The following is a 13,269-nucleotide window of genomic DNA, read 5'->3' as shown; positions in this document are numbered from 1 at the left end:
GCTATTTAAAAAACATACATGAGATTAAAAAAACTATCCTTACGAGTACGTATCTTTATTGCAATGATATTGTTAGTATTGTTGTCTTCTATACTTATCGCAGCCGTAGCAATACATCAATACAATGAAGAAACACAAGATTACAATAAACAAAGACTAGAACGTAAAGAACGTGCTATAATAGCAAGTTTAAGCTACGAATTAAAAGAAACATCTTATGAAATTATTCCAGATAAGGTTTCTTTAATTTTTAAAGAAGAAGTTCATAAAACAGCAGATATACATAATCAATCTATTGATATTTATGATTTAGAAGGGAGTTTTTTAATATCCTCTAAAGCAGAATTAAACGAGAGAGCAGAAAAAAAATGTCTCGACGCAGAAGTTTTAAATGCACTTTCAAATACTGCTGAACATCGTTACGTAGAAAAACGACAAGAAGGAGAAGACACTTTTCTGTCCTCTTATATTTACATATTAGATAAACGGTCTAAGCCCTTAGCAATAATTAACTTACCCTATCTTGAAAAAGATGAGTTTTTGGCAAAGGAGTTAGATGAATTCTTAGAGAGGTTAAGTTACACCTCATTAATAGTGCTTTTAATAGGTATTGCTTTAGCGTTCTTTGTTTCTAAATACATAACAAAATCTTTAAAAGCAATAGGAGATAAATTACGCGAAACTAGGTTAGAAAAGCGAAACGAAAAAGTAGTTATAGAAAATATGAGTGAAGAAATTTCTATTCTTGTAAATTCATATAATAGTATGATTGATGAGTTAGAAGAAAGTGCTGTACAGCTTGCCGCAAGCGAAAGAGAACAAGCCTGGCGAGAAATGGCGAAACAAGTTGCGCACGAAATTAAAAACCCATTAACACCAATGCGTCTAACAGTACAAAGCTTTCAGCGTAAATTTGACCCAAATGATGAAAATATACACCATAAATTAGATGAGTACAGTAAAACGCTAATACAACAAATAGATACAATGAGTAAAATAGCTGGCGCATTTTCAAACTTTGCTAAAATGCCGGCTCAGCAAAACGAAATGCTAAATGTTGTAGAAGTAGTACACTTATCGTTAGATATATTTAATGAAAACTACATTACATTCCAACCAGACAGAGAGGAATTAATAGCAAAGTTCGATAGAACACAATTAATACGTGTAGTAACAAACCTAATTAAAAACGGTATACAAGCCATTCCAGAAGGGCAAGTTCCAAAAATAGTTGTAACAGTATCTGAAGAAAATGAAACAGTAAAGATTAAAGTGTCAGACAATGGAGTAGGTATTACCGAAGAGAACAAACCTAAAGTTTTCGAGCCGAAATTTACAACAAAAACAAGCGGAATGGGGCTTGGATTACCAATGGTGAAAAATATTGTGGAAACTTATGGCGGAACAATTACCTTTGTATCTCAAGAAGGAAAAGGCACTACATTTACAGTAGCCTTTCCAAAAGGATAGAATCTGTTTAAAAAAATAAAATACTAATTAAAAAAATTCTCTATTAACAGGGAATGTAAAATATATTTTACAATGAACTACGAAAATATTTTAACCACAACCGAAAAAGGAATTACAACAATAACTATTAACCGTCCAAGCAAATTAAATGCTTTAAATAAGGCTACAATTAATGAGCTACATAATGCTTTTAAAGCAGCAGACGAAAATGTAAATAGTAAAGTAATTATTATTACAGGAAGTGGAGATAAAGCTTTTGTAGCAGGAGCAGACATTAGTGAATTTGCAGACTTTAATGTAGAAAATGGAGGTAAATTAGCAGCAGAAGGACAAACATTATTATTCGATTTTGTAGAAAACTTATCCACACCAGTAATTGCAGCAGTTAATGGATTTGCATTAGGAGGCGGATTAGAACTAGCAATGGCAGCACATTTTAGAGTAGCAAGTACCAATGCTAAAATGGGATTACCAGAAGTCTCTTTAGGAGTTATACCAGGATATGGAGGAACACAACGCTTACCTCAATTAGTAGGCAAAGGGCGCGCTATGGAAATGGTTATGACAGCAGGAATGATAGATGCAGATAAAGCATTAAGTTATGGTTTAGTAAACCATGTTGTTGCACCAGAAGAATTAATAACATTAGCAGAAAAAATTGCCAGCAAAATTATGCGCAACTCCTCTGTGGCAATTAGTAAAGCTATTAAAGCAGTAAATGCAAACTTTAAAGATGGTGTAAATGGGTATGATGTAGAAATCGAGCAATTTGGAGAATGTTTTGGTACCGAAGACTTTAAAGAAGGAACAACAGCCTTTTTAGAAAAGCGTAAAGCTGAGTTTCCAGGAAAATAAATCATTTGTTAATAACATAAAATATAACATCTGTTTTTTGTTTTAATATTTTGTAATTTCACAGAAATTATAAAATATGTTGGATAACTCTATAATAAAAGGGCGTGGTGCACAACTAAATGTTCATAATCGTTTTTTCGAATTGCAACACGAAACACGTGATGATTTTTTAGAATTTTGTGCGAAGGAAGGAGAGCAAGCAGATAAAAACAAGACCTTATATTTAGAGGTGTTTCCAAAAACTATAGTTAACAAAGTTACTAGTCCAGATGTTGGTATGACCTTTTCTTTGAACCCATATCAAGGTTGCGAACATGGTTGTATATATTGTTATGCTAGAAATAGTCATGAATATTGGGGGTATAGCGCTGGGTTAGATTTCGAGAGACGTATTTTAGTTAAAAAAGACGCACCAAAACTTTTAGAACAATTACTTAAAAAGAAAAGTTGGAAAGCTCACCCTATTGTTATGTCTGGTAATACAGATTGTTACCAGCCAGCAGAACGAGAATTTAAAATTACGCGGCAATGTTTAGAAGTATTTTTAAAATACAAGCATCCCGTTTCAATAATTACTAAAAATGCATTAATACTAAGAGATTTAGATGTGCTAAAAGAGCTAGCAAAAGATAACTTAATAAGTGTAAACCTCTCCATTACATCCTTATCTGAAAACACGAGACGTATTTTAGAACCTAGAACAACCACGAGTAAAAAACGATTAGAAACAATTAAAATACTCAGTGAAAATAATATTCCAGTAAATGTAATGTTAGCACCAATAATACCATCTATAAACAGTCATGAAATTTTACCGTTAGCCAAAACAGTTTCAGAATATGGTGCACTATCTATAGCGCATACAATAGTTAGGTTAAATGGAGCAATAGGGCAAGTATTTTCAGATTGGATAAAAAAAACAATGCCTGATAGAGCAGATAAAGTATTACTCCAAATAGAAAGTTGCCATGGCGGCACACTTAACGATAGTCGTTATGGTAAACGTATGAGTGGAGAAGGAAAAATAGCAGAGCAGATAAATAATTTAATAAAGTTAGCGAGGTTAAAATACTTTAAAGACAAAACAATGCCAAAACTAAATATAGTATTGCATGAAACGTGTAAAGACGGGCAGTTAAAATTGTTTTGAGAACTCGTTTTTAAAATATTATATTTAAAACTTGTCGACACACTTCTCTTTTGTAGAAGCACTAGAAATGATAATTTGATAAAAATTAAATAGAAAAACAAATCTAAAGCAGTGATTTGCGAGGAACGAACAAATAGTATCGAGAAGTGTTATAATATTATTTTTTACCATTCCATTCTGCATAAAACTGCTCTAAAAACCCAAGCATATATTGGTGTCTCTCTAAAGCTATTTTTTTACCAGATTTAGTATTCATTCTATCTTTTAAAAGCAATAATTTCTCGTAAAAATGATTAATAGTAGGAGCCGTTGAAGCTTTATATTCCGCTTTCGTCATGGTAAGATTAGGTTTAATCTCAGGATCGTAAATAGTCCTGTTTTTAAAGCCTCCATAATTAAAAGCACGAGCTATACCAATAGCTCCAATAGCATCTAAACGATCGGCATCTTGTACAACATCTAACTCTAGAGATTTAAATTTTTGTGCCACATTACCACCTTTAAAAGAGATGTTTTCAATAATTTGTATAACATGCTCAATAACTGTAGAGTCTGCATTAATACTAAATAAAAACTCTCTAGCCACTTTAGAACCTACAGTTTCATCACCATCATGAAATTTACTGTCTGCAATATCATGTAATAAGGCTCCAAGAGCAACAACTAAAACATCTACATTTTCATTTTTTGCAATAAGCATTGCATTGTTATAAACACGCTCTATATGAAACCAATCGTGACCACCTTCGGCACCTTTTAGTTGTTCTTTTACAAAAGTTATTGTTTTGGAAATATAAAAATCTGTCGTCATATTAAGTATTAAAAAAGGAAAAATTAAAAGGTTATTTAATAGCGTTTTCAACAACAATAGCGTCCTTAATGGTCTGTTCTAAATTGTCTAAAAGAACTTTGGTTTCAAAATCACTAGCTTTTATAGGTTGGTGTACTTTAAACTTTAAATGCGCACCCAATCCCATAGGAAACTTACCGTACTTTAACGTTTTCCATGAGTTATTTATAGATACAGGAACAATTAAAGCATTAGGAATATATTTAATAAGAGTTTCTAACCCCTTAGTGTGAAATTTTTTAGGGACACCATCTCGGCTTCTTGTACCTTCAGGAAAAATAACAGCAGCACGATTAGTTTCTGCAATATATTCTGCGAAATTTTTAATAGCTATAATAGCTTCTCTTGGATTTTTTCTATCTATTAATGCAGATCCGCCATGACGTAAATTATAGGAGACACTTGGTATACCTTTACCTAACTCTTTTTTACTAACAAACTTAACGTGGTGTTTTCTAAAAAACCATATTAAAGAAGGAATATCACTCATACTTTGGTGATTAGCAACTATAATAAGTGGCTGTTTTGTAGAAATAGTATAAGGATTATTAAAAGTGTATCTAGAACCTAAGATATTAAGGCAACGCATTAAAAAAAACTGAAGCCAATCGACACTTACTTTATGAGCTTGATAACCAAAAACATTGAAACAAAACCATTGAATAGGATGAAACACTAAAAGTGTTAATCCAAAAAATATAAAATAAATAATAGTTAAAGGATAAGCTAATAATTTCATCATTGCAATATGGTATACCTGCTTGTATTGTCAAAAATACACATAAAAAAACCACTACAAAAACAATGTAGTGGTTTAATATTTTTAATGCTAATTATAATATTAGCAATGCTCGTTATAAGCATCCTTAAGGTTTTCTGCAATTAATTCTGCCGGACGTCCTTCAATATGATGACGCTCTAACATGTGTACTAATTGTCCATCTTTAAATAAAGCAATACTTGGCGAACTTGGTGGAAAAGGTACCATATGTGCTCTTGCTTTATCAGTAGCTTCTCTATCTACTCCTGCAAAAACAGTTACTAAATTATTAGGAGATTTTGCATTTTTAGTACTCATTATCGCACCAGGCCTTGCATTGGCAGCTGCACATCCGCAAACAGAATTAACAACAACAAGAGTTGTTCCTTCTTTTGCTATAGCAGCATCAACAGCATCTGCTGTATGTAATTCTTGGAAACCTACATTTGTTAAATCTTCACGCATAGGTTTTACTAATTCTGCTGGATACATATTTTCTATATTTTATGTTTATTAATTCTAACTATGCAAAGTTAATCAAAAACCATGCAATACTTATTTATATGTTGCATTATAACTTTTATGGTGTCATAAGGTCAGTCTATAGTTTAGTTTTTTAATATTTATAGTTACAAATCGTAACAAAAACATAAAAGCAACAACAAACAAAATATTATATTTACAGACAGAACATAATTATACATAAATGGGTGCATTAAAATGGATAGGTGCTACAATAGGTTGGTCTTTTGGAGGGCCAATAGGAGCAATAATAGGTTTAGCATTAGGGAGTTTAGGAGATGCGTTTTCTTCAGGAGATAAATATATAGGAGAAGGGCAGCCTAGAACTAGTAGACCAGAGTATGGACAACGACGTAGTTCTAGAAATAGACCTAATTATAGATCGCAAACACAACGTCGGTCTCAAACAAAACCTGGAGATTTTGAAGTAAGTTTACTTATACTAGCCTCAATAGTTATTAAAGCAGATGGAAAACAAGATCAGCGTGAGTTAGATTATGTGCGTCAGCAATTTGTAAACATGTATGGTAAAGAACGCGCTAATAATGCCTTTAGATTATTTAAAGAAATAAACACGCAAAAAAATATACCTACCCGTCAGGTTTGCAAACAAATTCAACAAATGATGGATCATGCATCGCGTTTACAGTTGTTACACTTTTTATTTGGTATTGCTAAAGCAGATGAAATGGTTACAGAAGATGAGGTGCGCCAAATATATACCATTGCTGGGTATTTAGGAATTAGCTCTAGAGATTACGAAAGTATAAAAGCAATGTTTTACAACAGTGCAGACAATGCCTACAAAATATTAGAAATAGATAAAAAAGCAACGCCAGACGAAATTAAACGTGCTTACAGAAAGATGGTTAAAAAATACCACCCAGATAAAGTTGAACATTTAGGAGAAGAGCATAAAAAAGGAGCAGAAGCTAAATTTAGAGAAGTACAAAAAGCATATGAGAGATTACAAAAGGAACGTGGCTTTTAATAGCGACAGAAACCTTCCATAGTACTTAACCAATAATGTTTTTTTAAGTCATTGACTTTGTGTGTGTAACAAAAAAACGGATTTTGATACATATAAGTAAAAGAAGTTTAATTGTATAAAAAATAAAACATGATTCATAAAGGAGCTTTAGTATTAGGCGTATTAATAGGCGCAGGAATTGGTGTAATGCTTGCACCAGAAAAAGGAAGTGTTACCCGAGATACCCTTAAAAAAGAAGGTAAGGATGTAAAAGATAAACTAGTAAAAGATTTTAATGAGGTAAAAGACGATTTATCTAAAGCAGCAGTTTCTGGGAAAGAGAAACTTAAGCAGGAAATGGAAGATTTAGCCTCTAAAACAAGTTATAAAACAGAACAAGCCATTACATTTTTAGAAAAGCAATTAGCTATTTTAAAAGAAAAGAATAAAACACTACAAAAAATGAGTTAATTATTATTGTATCTCGTTATGAAAAACCAGCATAAGATATTTAGACCAAAGCAATGGAGTAACTTAATCTTGCTTCTGGTTTGTTCTGCTTTTGTTGCATTAGGAATTATGGCATTAAAAGATAAGCCATTTTTTGGGTGGTTAGTAATTACTTTTTTTGGACTTGGAGTTATTGTGTCTTTAATTCAATTTTACCCTAATGCTTCATATATAAAATTAAATGAAGAAGGATTTGAAGTTAAAAGCTTGTTTCGTGCTCATTTTACAAAATGGCCTGAAGTTAAAGATTTCAGACAAGGCTATATTAGTGGAAATAAAATGATTTTTTATAATTACACAGATGAGCATAAAAAATGGAATGCAGGAAAAAAAGTATCTAAATTTTTGTCTGGAAACGAAGGAGCATTCCAGTCAACCTATAATATTTCTACAGATAAACTTATGGCGTTAATGGTAGATTATAAAAAAAGAAGCAAATCTTAAGTATATAATTATACGTTTTTAGGATTCATTTTTAATTCATTCTCAATAAGTAATTCAGGTAATTCATTTGCAAATTGATTCCTCTCGTTAAGAAGAATTGTCCGAATTCGTTTTTTTAAAAGAGCCAAATCGTTAATTGCATCTAATAGTTTGTTTTTAAAATCTAAAAAATCAATTTCAAATTTAGCATCATTTTCTTTGGGTTTAGGATTAGTTTCGTCTAATGGGTTTGATAGTAAAATTTTATTCTCTATTACTTTACCATAAATCCAAGGATGTCCTATCCAAATTTCTTTCCAGTATTTAGGTTTGTCTTTTATTAATTCTAACCAATTTTTATAGTTAGAAAGACTGCCACAACAACTATGGTTAATAACTTCTCCATTTTCAAATCTTATAACTAATCCGCCTTCAAAATCGCAAACATTTTCTAGTTGGTATTTTGAGATCTCTGCATCTTGAAGTTCTTTTTTAATGAGTACACTTAAATCCTCATCATTAATGTCTGAAACAATAATAGAACTATAAGCGTATTTATCTAGTCTATTAATATTTTTAATTCCTGCGTCATTAAAAACACCTAATGCGAATTTTTCATAATCTTCGCCAGTTTTTAAATTTGCATTTTCATTTACACGCCAGGGACTCATTTCAATGACTGGATATATTTCTGTTATTTTATTCATGCAATTAAGTTATTTAAAAACTTACATGTCTAGTTTTGTTTTATAAAAATGAGTTATGAATAATACCTTAAAATATTTAGGTTTACATAATTTGTTCCATAGAAACTTCCTTCAAAAATACATTTTTTAACCTATTTACAGTTTCAAAAGAACAAGAATTCTGTTTTTTTAAGAGCACATCTATCTCTGCAAAAAATGCAACAATATTGTGTGTAAAAATAAAAACAGTGTTTTTCCTGTAAAAAAATAGGTCTTTCAACTTTCTATAAATAGGTTTTTTAACCTGCTATTAATATAAATAGTGGAAGTACTTTTAATTCTCGCAATTAAAGCTATTAATCCATAAAAATTCTGTTCAATGATTTTTGAAATCTTACAGATTATAACCGAAGAAATAAACGATTACTTTGAAGTAAGTACGGTCTCTTTAGAGAACATTGCTAATATAGAGCAAGAAGGAGAAGGAGATTCTAGTGGTGTTATCCTTACACTACTTAATATGAAAGAAGAGTATACACTAAAAAATCACTCCAACAATCAAATTAACGGTACAGAAGTAAATTATAAAAACCCTAAAATTAATTTAAACCTGTATGTACTATTCAGTGCTAATAATTCTACTTATACAGAGTCCTTAAAAAGCATCTCTAAAGTAATGCAGTACTTTCAAGGAAAACGGGTGTTTACACAAGAGAATACTACATTTTTAAGAGAAGGTGAATTAAGTAATGTTAATAATTTTAGGTTTTTGGTGGACTTGTTTACCCCATCGTTTGAAGAGCTTAATTATATATGGGGAACATTAGGAGGAAAACAATATCCATCTGCAATCTATAAAGTATCTCTAATAGAAATAGAAAGAGAAGTTACTCTTAAAAAAGGAACAGTTATTTCTGGACTTAGTAATGATTTAAATAATAACTAGGTATGCAGTATAAAACACTATTTAATATAAACATTCACCACGGTTATTTTTTGGATAATGGACAAGAAAAGTTCCTTACCTCCAATAACAATAATGCAATGAGTGATGAAGAGAAAGAAGAAGCATTAAAAAAATATGACTTTTCAAAGTACCTTATAGTTTCTCCAACTGCAGCAACCACAGAAATACTAAAAAACCACCGTATGCTCTATAAAAAAGATAAACAAGGTTTTAGAGTATTAATGAGTACTATAGAAGAAGTGCAAGATAAATTTGCGCCAATAATAAAATTAGGAGACGAGTTAACATTAACCTTCGAGCTAAAAGCTGTAGACCCATACTTTTATAACTATACCCAAAGTACAGGTCTTGATAATGATAGAATGTACTTGTTTACTAATAAAAAACCAGCAGGAGAATCTAATAGTTTTGAAACCCTTTTTGAAAATGGAGATGGTAAAATAGACTCTAATTTTTTACTTAAAGAAGTATCTACAAGAACATTAATAAGAGCTATAGCAGAAGAAGATGAATTAATTACAGATCAATTCTCTATAGTAAACGAAATTAATACTATTGAAACCGATGATACCTTAACTAATGGTGAAAAAACAAGCGCAGTAAATAGCCTTCTGGATACTATTATAAAAAAACGAAAGAAAAAAGGCGTAGTGGGCTACGTAAGGCTAACCATAAAAGGAGACGATAATACACAAGACTTATTAATTTTTGAAGGGCTAAAGCAATACGCAATAAATGAACATCCAAACTTTATAATCAGTTTTATAAATAAGAGAACATTTTGGAGATTCATTAGCCTATCAGATGGAGCAACATTAACAACTAAAAATAAAAAATGGTCCTCTAAAAATGGCTATGTAGAAATTAATAGCTCAGATTTTTTACCAGCAGGACTAGACCCTCCAACTACAAATCCTAGCGATTATAAATTTCCAAATCCAACAGCAGAGATTATTAAAAAAGAGAATAATAAATATTATTCAGAAGTATTCATTTAAAATTAAATATTAAAAATTATGACATCTTACAAAACACCAGGAGTTTACATAGAGGAGATTGTAAAGTTTCCGCCTTCTGTAGCTCAAGTAGAAACAGCTATTCCGGCCTTTATAGGGTATACGGAAACAGCTATTAGAAAAGTTACTGGCGATTTACATGAAAGGCCAACACGTATTACTTCTATGTTGGAGTACGAAAATCATTTTGGTTTGGCAAAAGCAGAAACAGATATTACAGTAAATGTAATAGATGGCGTTGTGGCAGCAACACCACCATCGGCAGCAAACAAATCTCCATTTTTAATGTACTATTCATTACAGTTATATTTTGCTAATGGAGGAGGGCCATGTTACATTACATCTGTAGGACAATATGGAGAAGGAGAAGTTAATAAAGTATCTTCTGTTACAAAAGGCCCTTTAGATAACGGTCTTGCCGAAATTAGAAAAGTAGACGAGCCAACATTATTGGTTTTTCCAGATGCTACATCATTGGCAGATTACGATGATTTTTATGCCGTATATGGAGATGCATTAACACAGTGTAACGAATTACAAGATCGTTTTACAATTATAGACACATACTCAGATTTGCCATTTGCAAATAAAGTACCAGCAGATCCAGACATTCTACCAGATGCAGGATTAAGAAATGGAATTTCTTTAGGAAAAGATTACTTAAAATATGGAGCGGCCTACTATCCGTTTTTAGAAACTATTCTAGATTACAGGTATGATGAAACAGCAATAGATGTAACCATTAGTACAACAGCACCTAGAAACCTACAAGCAGAAGTAATTAATATTTCGGCAAAAACTAAAACCAATAATTTAGGAAATTTAATAACAGAGCTAAAAACATTAGCAGACGATGTTAATGCTATTCCTGCAGGACCTAGTCAAGATACAGATGCAGTAGCTATGATTCCATCATTTATATCTAAAATAAATGAAGTAAAAGCAGAAGTAGACAAAGTAAAAGGGCAGCTTAATGATGCATTAACCATTGCTAGTGAGGAACCAACAGCAGCAACCCAAGCTAATGCTTTAGATACATGGATAACCAATGTTTTAGAACAATTAAATCTAGATTTAAACAAAACAATAGATCGATTAAATGCCGATACTACTAAAGCAACCTTAATTAAGGAAGTAGACTATTTAACAGCATCAGCAACAAATAATCCATCATTACAACGTGTATTAGGAACACACGACGATAATGTAGCAGCAGATGCTATAACAGATAAAGTAGATAAGTTAGACGATACTGGAGCAGGAGAATTAAGAGATCTTATTTCTGCATTACCAACATCTAGCGGAAGTGCAGTTGTAAAAAAATTAAACGTATTAAAGGATGAAGACGATCAAACCTATAATCGTATAAAAGCAGAAATAAATTCTATGCCAATAAAACTACCACCTAGTTCGGCAATGGCAGGAATATATGCAAGAGTAGATACAGATAGAGGCGTATGGAAAGCACCAGCAAATGTTGGCGTTACATACACAGTAAAGCCATCTGTACAAGTATCTCACGATGACCAAAAAGACCTTAATGTAGACACCGTAGCAGGAAAATCTATTAATGCTATTAGAAGCTTTACAGGAAAAGGCGTATTAGTATGGGGAGCAAGAACTTTGGCAGGAAACGATAACGAATGGCGTTACGTACCAGTAAGACGTTTCTTTAACATGGTAGAAGAATCTGTTAAAAAAGCAACAGAGCAATTTGTTTTCGAGCCAAACGATGCTAACACATGGGTAAGGATAAAAGCAATGATAAACAACTTCTTGACTTTACAATGGAGAGCAGGAGCACTTGCAGGACCAACACCAGAATCTGCATTTTACGTAAACATTGGTTTAGGAGAAACAATGACAGCGCAAGATATTTTAGAAGGAAATATGATTGTAGAGATAGGTATGGCAGCCGTTAGACCAGCAGAGTTTATTGTATTAAAATTCTCTCATAAAATGCAAGAAGCATAATTAACATTATTAAATAATTTAAAAAAGCATATAAATCATGGCAACAGAATATCCAATATCAAAGTTTTATTTTAAAGTAGACTTTGGAGGTGCAGAATTTAACTGTACTGAAGTTTCAGGGTTAGATTTTGAAAACGAACCCATAGAATATAGAGGAGGAGCAGATAGCGAGTTCCACAAACGAAAGCAAGCAGGGATGTTTAAATACGCAGACATTACCCTTAAAAGAGGAACCTTTGTGGGTAAAACAAAAGAGTTTTATACACAATGGGCTAAAACAGTTTATTTCCAAGAAAATGGAGAGCAATACCGAGGAGACTTAACAATAAGTTTATTAGGAGAAGACGGTAACCCAGTAATGTCTTGGTTAGCATCGGGAGCTTTTATTAAGAAAATACAATCTACAGACCTAAAAGCAGATGCTAACGAAATAGCAATAGAAACAGCAGTATTCTCTGTTAACAAGTTAACAATACTATAATGGCAAAGTATTTTCCACCAGTAGGGTTTTATTTTTCGGTAGAGTTTTCATTAGGAAGCGATGAAAATACTAAGGACAATCAATTTCAATCGGTTTCAGGTCTATCTATAGACTTGGAAACCGAAGAGATTGCCGAAGGTGGAGAGAATAGGTTTAAGTACAAGTTACCAGTTAAAACTAAATATCCAAATTTAGTTTTAAAGCGTGGAATGATAGTGGACTCTAAAGTAATCGATTGGTGCAGAGAAGCACTAGAAAATTACAATTTTGAACCCTTAGATATCATGGTAAACCTTCTAGTTAAAGAAGGAGACATTACCACATCGGCTACAGCAAAACCCTTACGCTCATGGAATATAAAAAATGCGTTTCCAGTAAAATGGAATGTAAGCGATTTTAATGCCGAAGAAAATAAGTTTGTTATTGAAACATTAGAACTATCCTATAACTATTTCGAAATACTATAAATAATGCCAATAGAAATTAAAGAAATGCACATTAAAATTAATGTAGATGAAGGTCCTTCTGGAAGTCCAAAAGGTGGAAAGTCTGATGATAAAAAAAGTACTAAAGCAATAATTGAAGCTTGTATAGAAGGCGTTATGGAAATTTTAGAGCAAGCAAAAGAACGATAA

16 protein-coding genes are annotated in these 13,269 nt (G+C 31.9%); 12 read left to right on the top strand and 4 right to left on the bottom strand.

Annotation, left to right across the window (positions count from 1 at the left end; translation table 11 throughout):
* Positions 1-18 precede the first annotated feature (18 nt).
* From ACVC08_RS16105 to ACVC08_RS16095, 3 genes are all read left to right on the top strand, one after another.
* Positions 19-1,470 carry an ATP-binding protein gene (locus tag ACVC08_RS16105; protein ID WP_452599239.1) on the top strand — a complete coding sequence of 484 codons (1,452 nt, stop codon included), beginning with the start codon at positions 19-21 and terminating at the stop codon, positions 1,468-1,470.
* A 72-nt stretch (positions 1,471-1,542) separates the two neighbouring features.
* Complete coding sequence (locus ACVC08_RS16100; RefSeq protein ID WP_452602815.1) at positions 1,543-2,325, top strand: enoyl-CoA hydratase/isomerase family protein; 783 nt, start codon at positions 1,543-1,545, stop codon at positions 2,323-2,325.
* A 76-nt stretch (positions 2,326-2,401) separates the two neighbouring features.
* A complete protein-coding gene (locus tag ACVC08_RS16095) occupies positions 2,402-3,475 on the top strand; it encodes a PA0069 family radical SAM protein (protein ID WP_452602814.1) in 1,074 nt (357 codons plus the stop codon).
* A 157-nt stretch (positions 3,476-3,632) separates the two neighbouring features.
* Here the strand turns inward: ACVC08_RS16095 and ACVC08_RS16090 are convergent, their stop codons facing one another.
* The 3 genes from ACVC08_RS16090 to ACVC08_RS16080 form a co-directional block, all read right to left on the bottom strand.
* Entirely contained in the window at positions 3,633-4,286 is a 654-nt protein-coding gene (locus tag ACVC08_RS16090; RefSeq protein ID WP_452602813.1) for an HD domain-containing protein, read from the bottom strand.
* 31 nt (positions 4,287-4,317) lie between these two features.
* Positions 4,318-5,067: a lysophospholipid acyltransferase family protein gene (locus tag ACVC08_RS16085; protein ID WP_452602812.1), complete on the bottom strand. Its 750-nt coding sequence runs from the start codon at positions 5,065-5,067 to the stop codon at positions 4,318-4,320.
* 99 nt (positions 5,068-5,166) lie between these two features.
* Positions 5,167-5,577, bottom strand: coding sequence for a BrxA/BrxB family bacilliredoxin (locus ACVC08_RS16080; RefSeq protein WP_452599244.1), 411 nt, complete (start codon positions 5,575-5,577; stop codon positions 5,167-5,169).
* Between the two features lie 214 nt (positions 5,578-5,791).
* Here ACVC08_RS16080 and ACVC08_RS16075 point away from each other — a divergent pair, with 214 nt between their 5' ends.
* The 3 genes from ACVC08_RS16075 (at position 5,792) to ACVC08_RS16065 (ending at position 7,531) form a co-directional block, all read left to right on the top strand.
* The gene (locus tag ACVC08_RS16075) at positions 5,792-6,598 is read left to right on the top strand and encodes a TerB family tellurite resistance protein (RefSeq protein WP_452602811.1); all 807 of its coding nucleotides are present in this window, start codon (positions 5,792-5,794) and stop codon (positions 6,596-6,598) included.
* A 129-nt stretch (positions 6,599-6,727) separates the two neighbouring features.
* Positions 6,728-7,048, top strand: a complete 321-nt coding sequence (locus ACVC08_RS16070) for a YtxH domain-containing protein (RefSeq protein ID WP_452602810.1) — start codon at positions 6,728-6,730, stop codon at positions 7,046-7,048.
* An 18-nt stretch (positions 7,049-7,066) separates the two neighbouring features.
* Positions 7,067-7,531 carry an STM3941 family protein gene (locus ACVC08_RS16065; RefSeq protein WP_452602809.1) on the top strand — a complete coding sequence of 155 codons (465 nt, stop codon included), beginning with the start codon at positions 7,067-7,069 and terminating at the stop codon, positions 7,529-7,531.
* A gap of 8 nt (positions 7,532-7,539) precedes the next feature.
* Here ACVC08_RS16065 and ACVC08_RS16060 read toward each other — a convergent pair whose 3' ends face one another.
* Positions 7,540-8,217, bottom strand: coding sequence for a hypothetical protein (locus ACVC08_RS16060; RefSeq protein ID WP_452602808.1), 678 nt, complete (start codon positions 8,215-8,217; stop codon positions 7,540-7,542).
* A 358-nt stretch (positions 8,218-8,575) separates the two neighbouring features.
* Between ACVC08_RS16060 and ACVC08_RS16055 the strand changes: the two genes are divergently transcribed.
* From ACVC08_RS16055 to ACVC08_RS16030, 6 genes are read left to right on the top strand one after another with little or no spacing between them, the layout of a single operon-like run.
* Positions 8,576-9,142, top strand: a complete 567-nt coding sequence (locus ACVC08_RS16055) for a DUF4255 domain-containing protein (protein ID WP_452602807.1) — start codon at positions 8,576-8,578, stop codon at positions 9,140-9,142.
* A 2-nt stretch (positions 9,143-9,144) separates the two neighbouring features.
* The gene (locus tag ACVC08_RS16050; protein ID WP_452602806.1) at positions 9,145-10,161 is read left to right on the top strand and encodes a hypothetical protein; all 1,017 of its coding nucleotides are present in this window, start codon (positions 9,145-9,147) and stop codon (positions 10,159-10,161) included.
* Positions 10,162-10,179: 18 nt separating this feature from the next.
* On the top strand, positions 10,180-12,153 hold the full coding sequence (locus ACVC08_RS16045; protein ID WP_452602805.1) for a phage tail sheath family protein: 1,974 nt from the start codon (positions 10,180-10,182) through the stop codon (positions 12,151-12,153).
* 37 nt (positions 12,154-12,190) lie between these two features.
* Positions 12,191-12,634, top strand: a complete 444-nt coding sequence (locus tag ACVC08_RS16040) for a phage tail protein (RefSeq protein ID WP_452598745.1) — start codon at positions 12,191-12,193, stop codon at positions 12,632-12,634.
* Positions 12,634-13,101, top strand: a complete 468-nt coding sequence (locus ACVC08_RS16035; RefSeq protein WP_452602804.1) for a phage tail protein — start codon at positions 12,634-12,636, stop codon at positions 13,099-13,101. Before ACVC08_RS16040 ends, ACVC08_RS16035 begins: the two co-directional genes overlap by 1 nt.
* A 3-nt stretch (positions 13,102-13,104) precedes the next feature.
* Positions 13,105-13,269: a DUF5908 family protein gene (locus ACVC08_RS16030; protein ID WP_452598743.1), complete on the top strand. Its 165-nt coding sequence runs from the start codon at positions 13,105-13,107 to the stop codon at positions 13,267-13,269.

It is taken from the genome of Pontimicrobium sp. MEBiC06410, assembly GCF_053601615.1.
Note: the sequence above shows the minus strand (reverse complement) of the source record. Positions and strands in the feature narration are given on the sequence as shown.

Bases quoted from the DNA above. Each gene is read 5' to 3' on its own strand.
- ACVC08_RS16100 (WP_452602815.1), top strand. From the start codon at position 1,543: ATGAACTACGAAAATATTTTAACCACAACCGAAAAAGGAATTACAACA.
- ACVC08_RS16075 (WP_452602811.1), top strand. From the start codon at position 5,792: ATGGGTGCATTAAAATGGATAGGTGCTACAATAGGTTGGTCTTTTGGA.
- ACVC08_RS16030 (WP_452598743.1), top strand. From the start codon at position 13,105: ATGCCAATAGAAATTAAAGAAATGCACATTAAAATTAATGTAGATGAA.
- ACVC08_RS16070 (WP_452602810.1), top strand. From the start codon at position 6,728: ATGATTCATAAAGGAGCTTTAGTATTAGGCGTATTAATAGGCGCAGGA.
- ACVC08_RS16095 (WP_452602814.1), top strand. From the start codon at position 2,402: ATGTTGGATAACTCTATAATAAAAGGGCGTGGTGCACAACTAAATGTT.
- ACVC08_RS16080 (WP_452599244.1), bottom strand. From the start codon at position 5,577: ATGTATCCAGCAGAATTAGTAAAACCTATGCGTGAAGATTTAACAAAT.
- ACVC08_RS16105 (WP_452599239.1), top strand. From the start codon at position 19: ATGAGATTAAAAAAACTATCCTTACGAGTACGTATCTTTATTGCAATG.
- ACVC08_RS16055 (WP_452602807.1), top strand. From the start codon at position 8,576: ATGATTTTTGAAATCTTACAGATTATAACCGAAGAAATAAACGATTAC.
- ACVC08_RS16065 (WP_452602809.1), top strand. From the start codon at position 7,067: ATGAAAAACCAGCATAAGATATTTAGACCAAAGCAATGGAGTAACTTA.
- ACVC08_RS16085 (WP_452602812.1), bottom strand. From the start codon at position 5,067: ATGATGAAATTATTAGCTTATCCTTTAACTATTATTTATTTTATATTT.
- ACVC08_RS16060 (WP_452602808.1), bottom strand. From the start codon at position 8,217: ATGAATAAAATAACAGAAATATATCCAGTCATTGAAATGAGTCCCTGG.
- ACVC08_RS16050 (WP_452602806.1), top strand. From the start codon at position 9,145: ATGCAGTATAAAACACTATTTAATATAAACATTCACCACGGTTATTTT.
- ACVC08_RS16045 (WP_452602805.1), top strand. From the start codon at position 10,180: ATGACATCTTACAAAACACCAGGAGTTTACATAGAGGAGATTGTAAAG.
- ACVC08_RS16090 (WP_452602813.1), bottom strand. From the start codon at position 4,286: ATGACGACAGATTTTTATATTTCCAAAACAATAACTTTTGTAAAAGAA.
- ACVC08_RS16040 (WP_452598745.1), top strand. From the start codon at position 12,191: ATGGCAACAGAATATCCAATATCAAAGTTTTATTTTAAAGTAGACTTT.
- ACVC08_RS16035 (WP_452602804.1), top strand. From the start codon at position 12,634: ATGGCAAAGTATTTTCCACCAGTAGGGTTTTATTTTTCGGTAGAGTTT.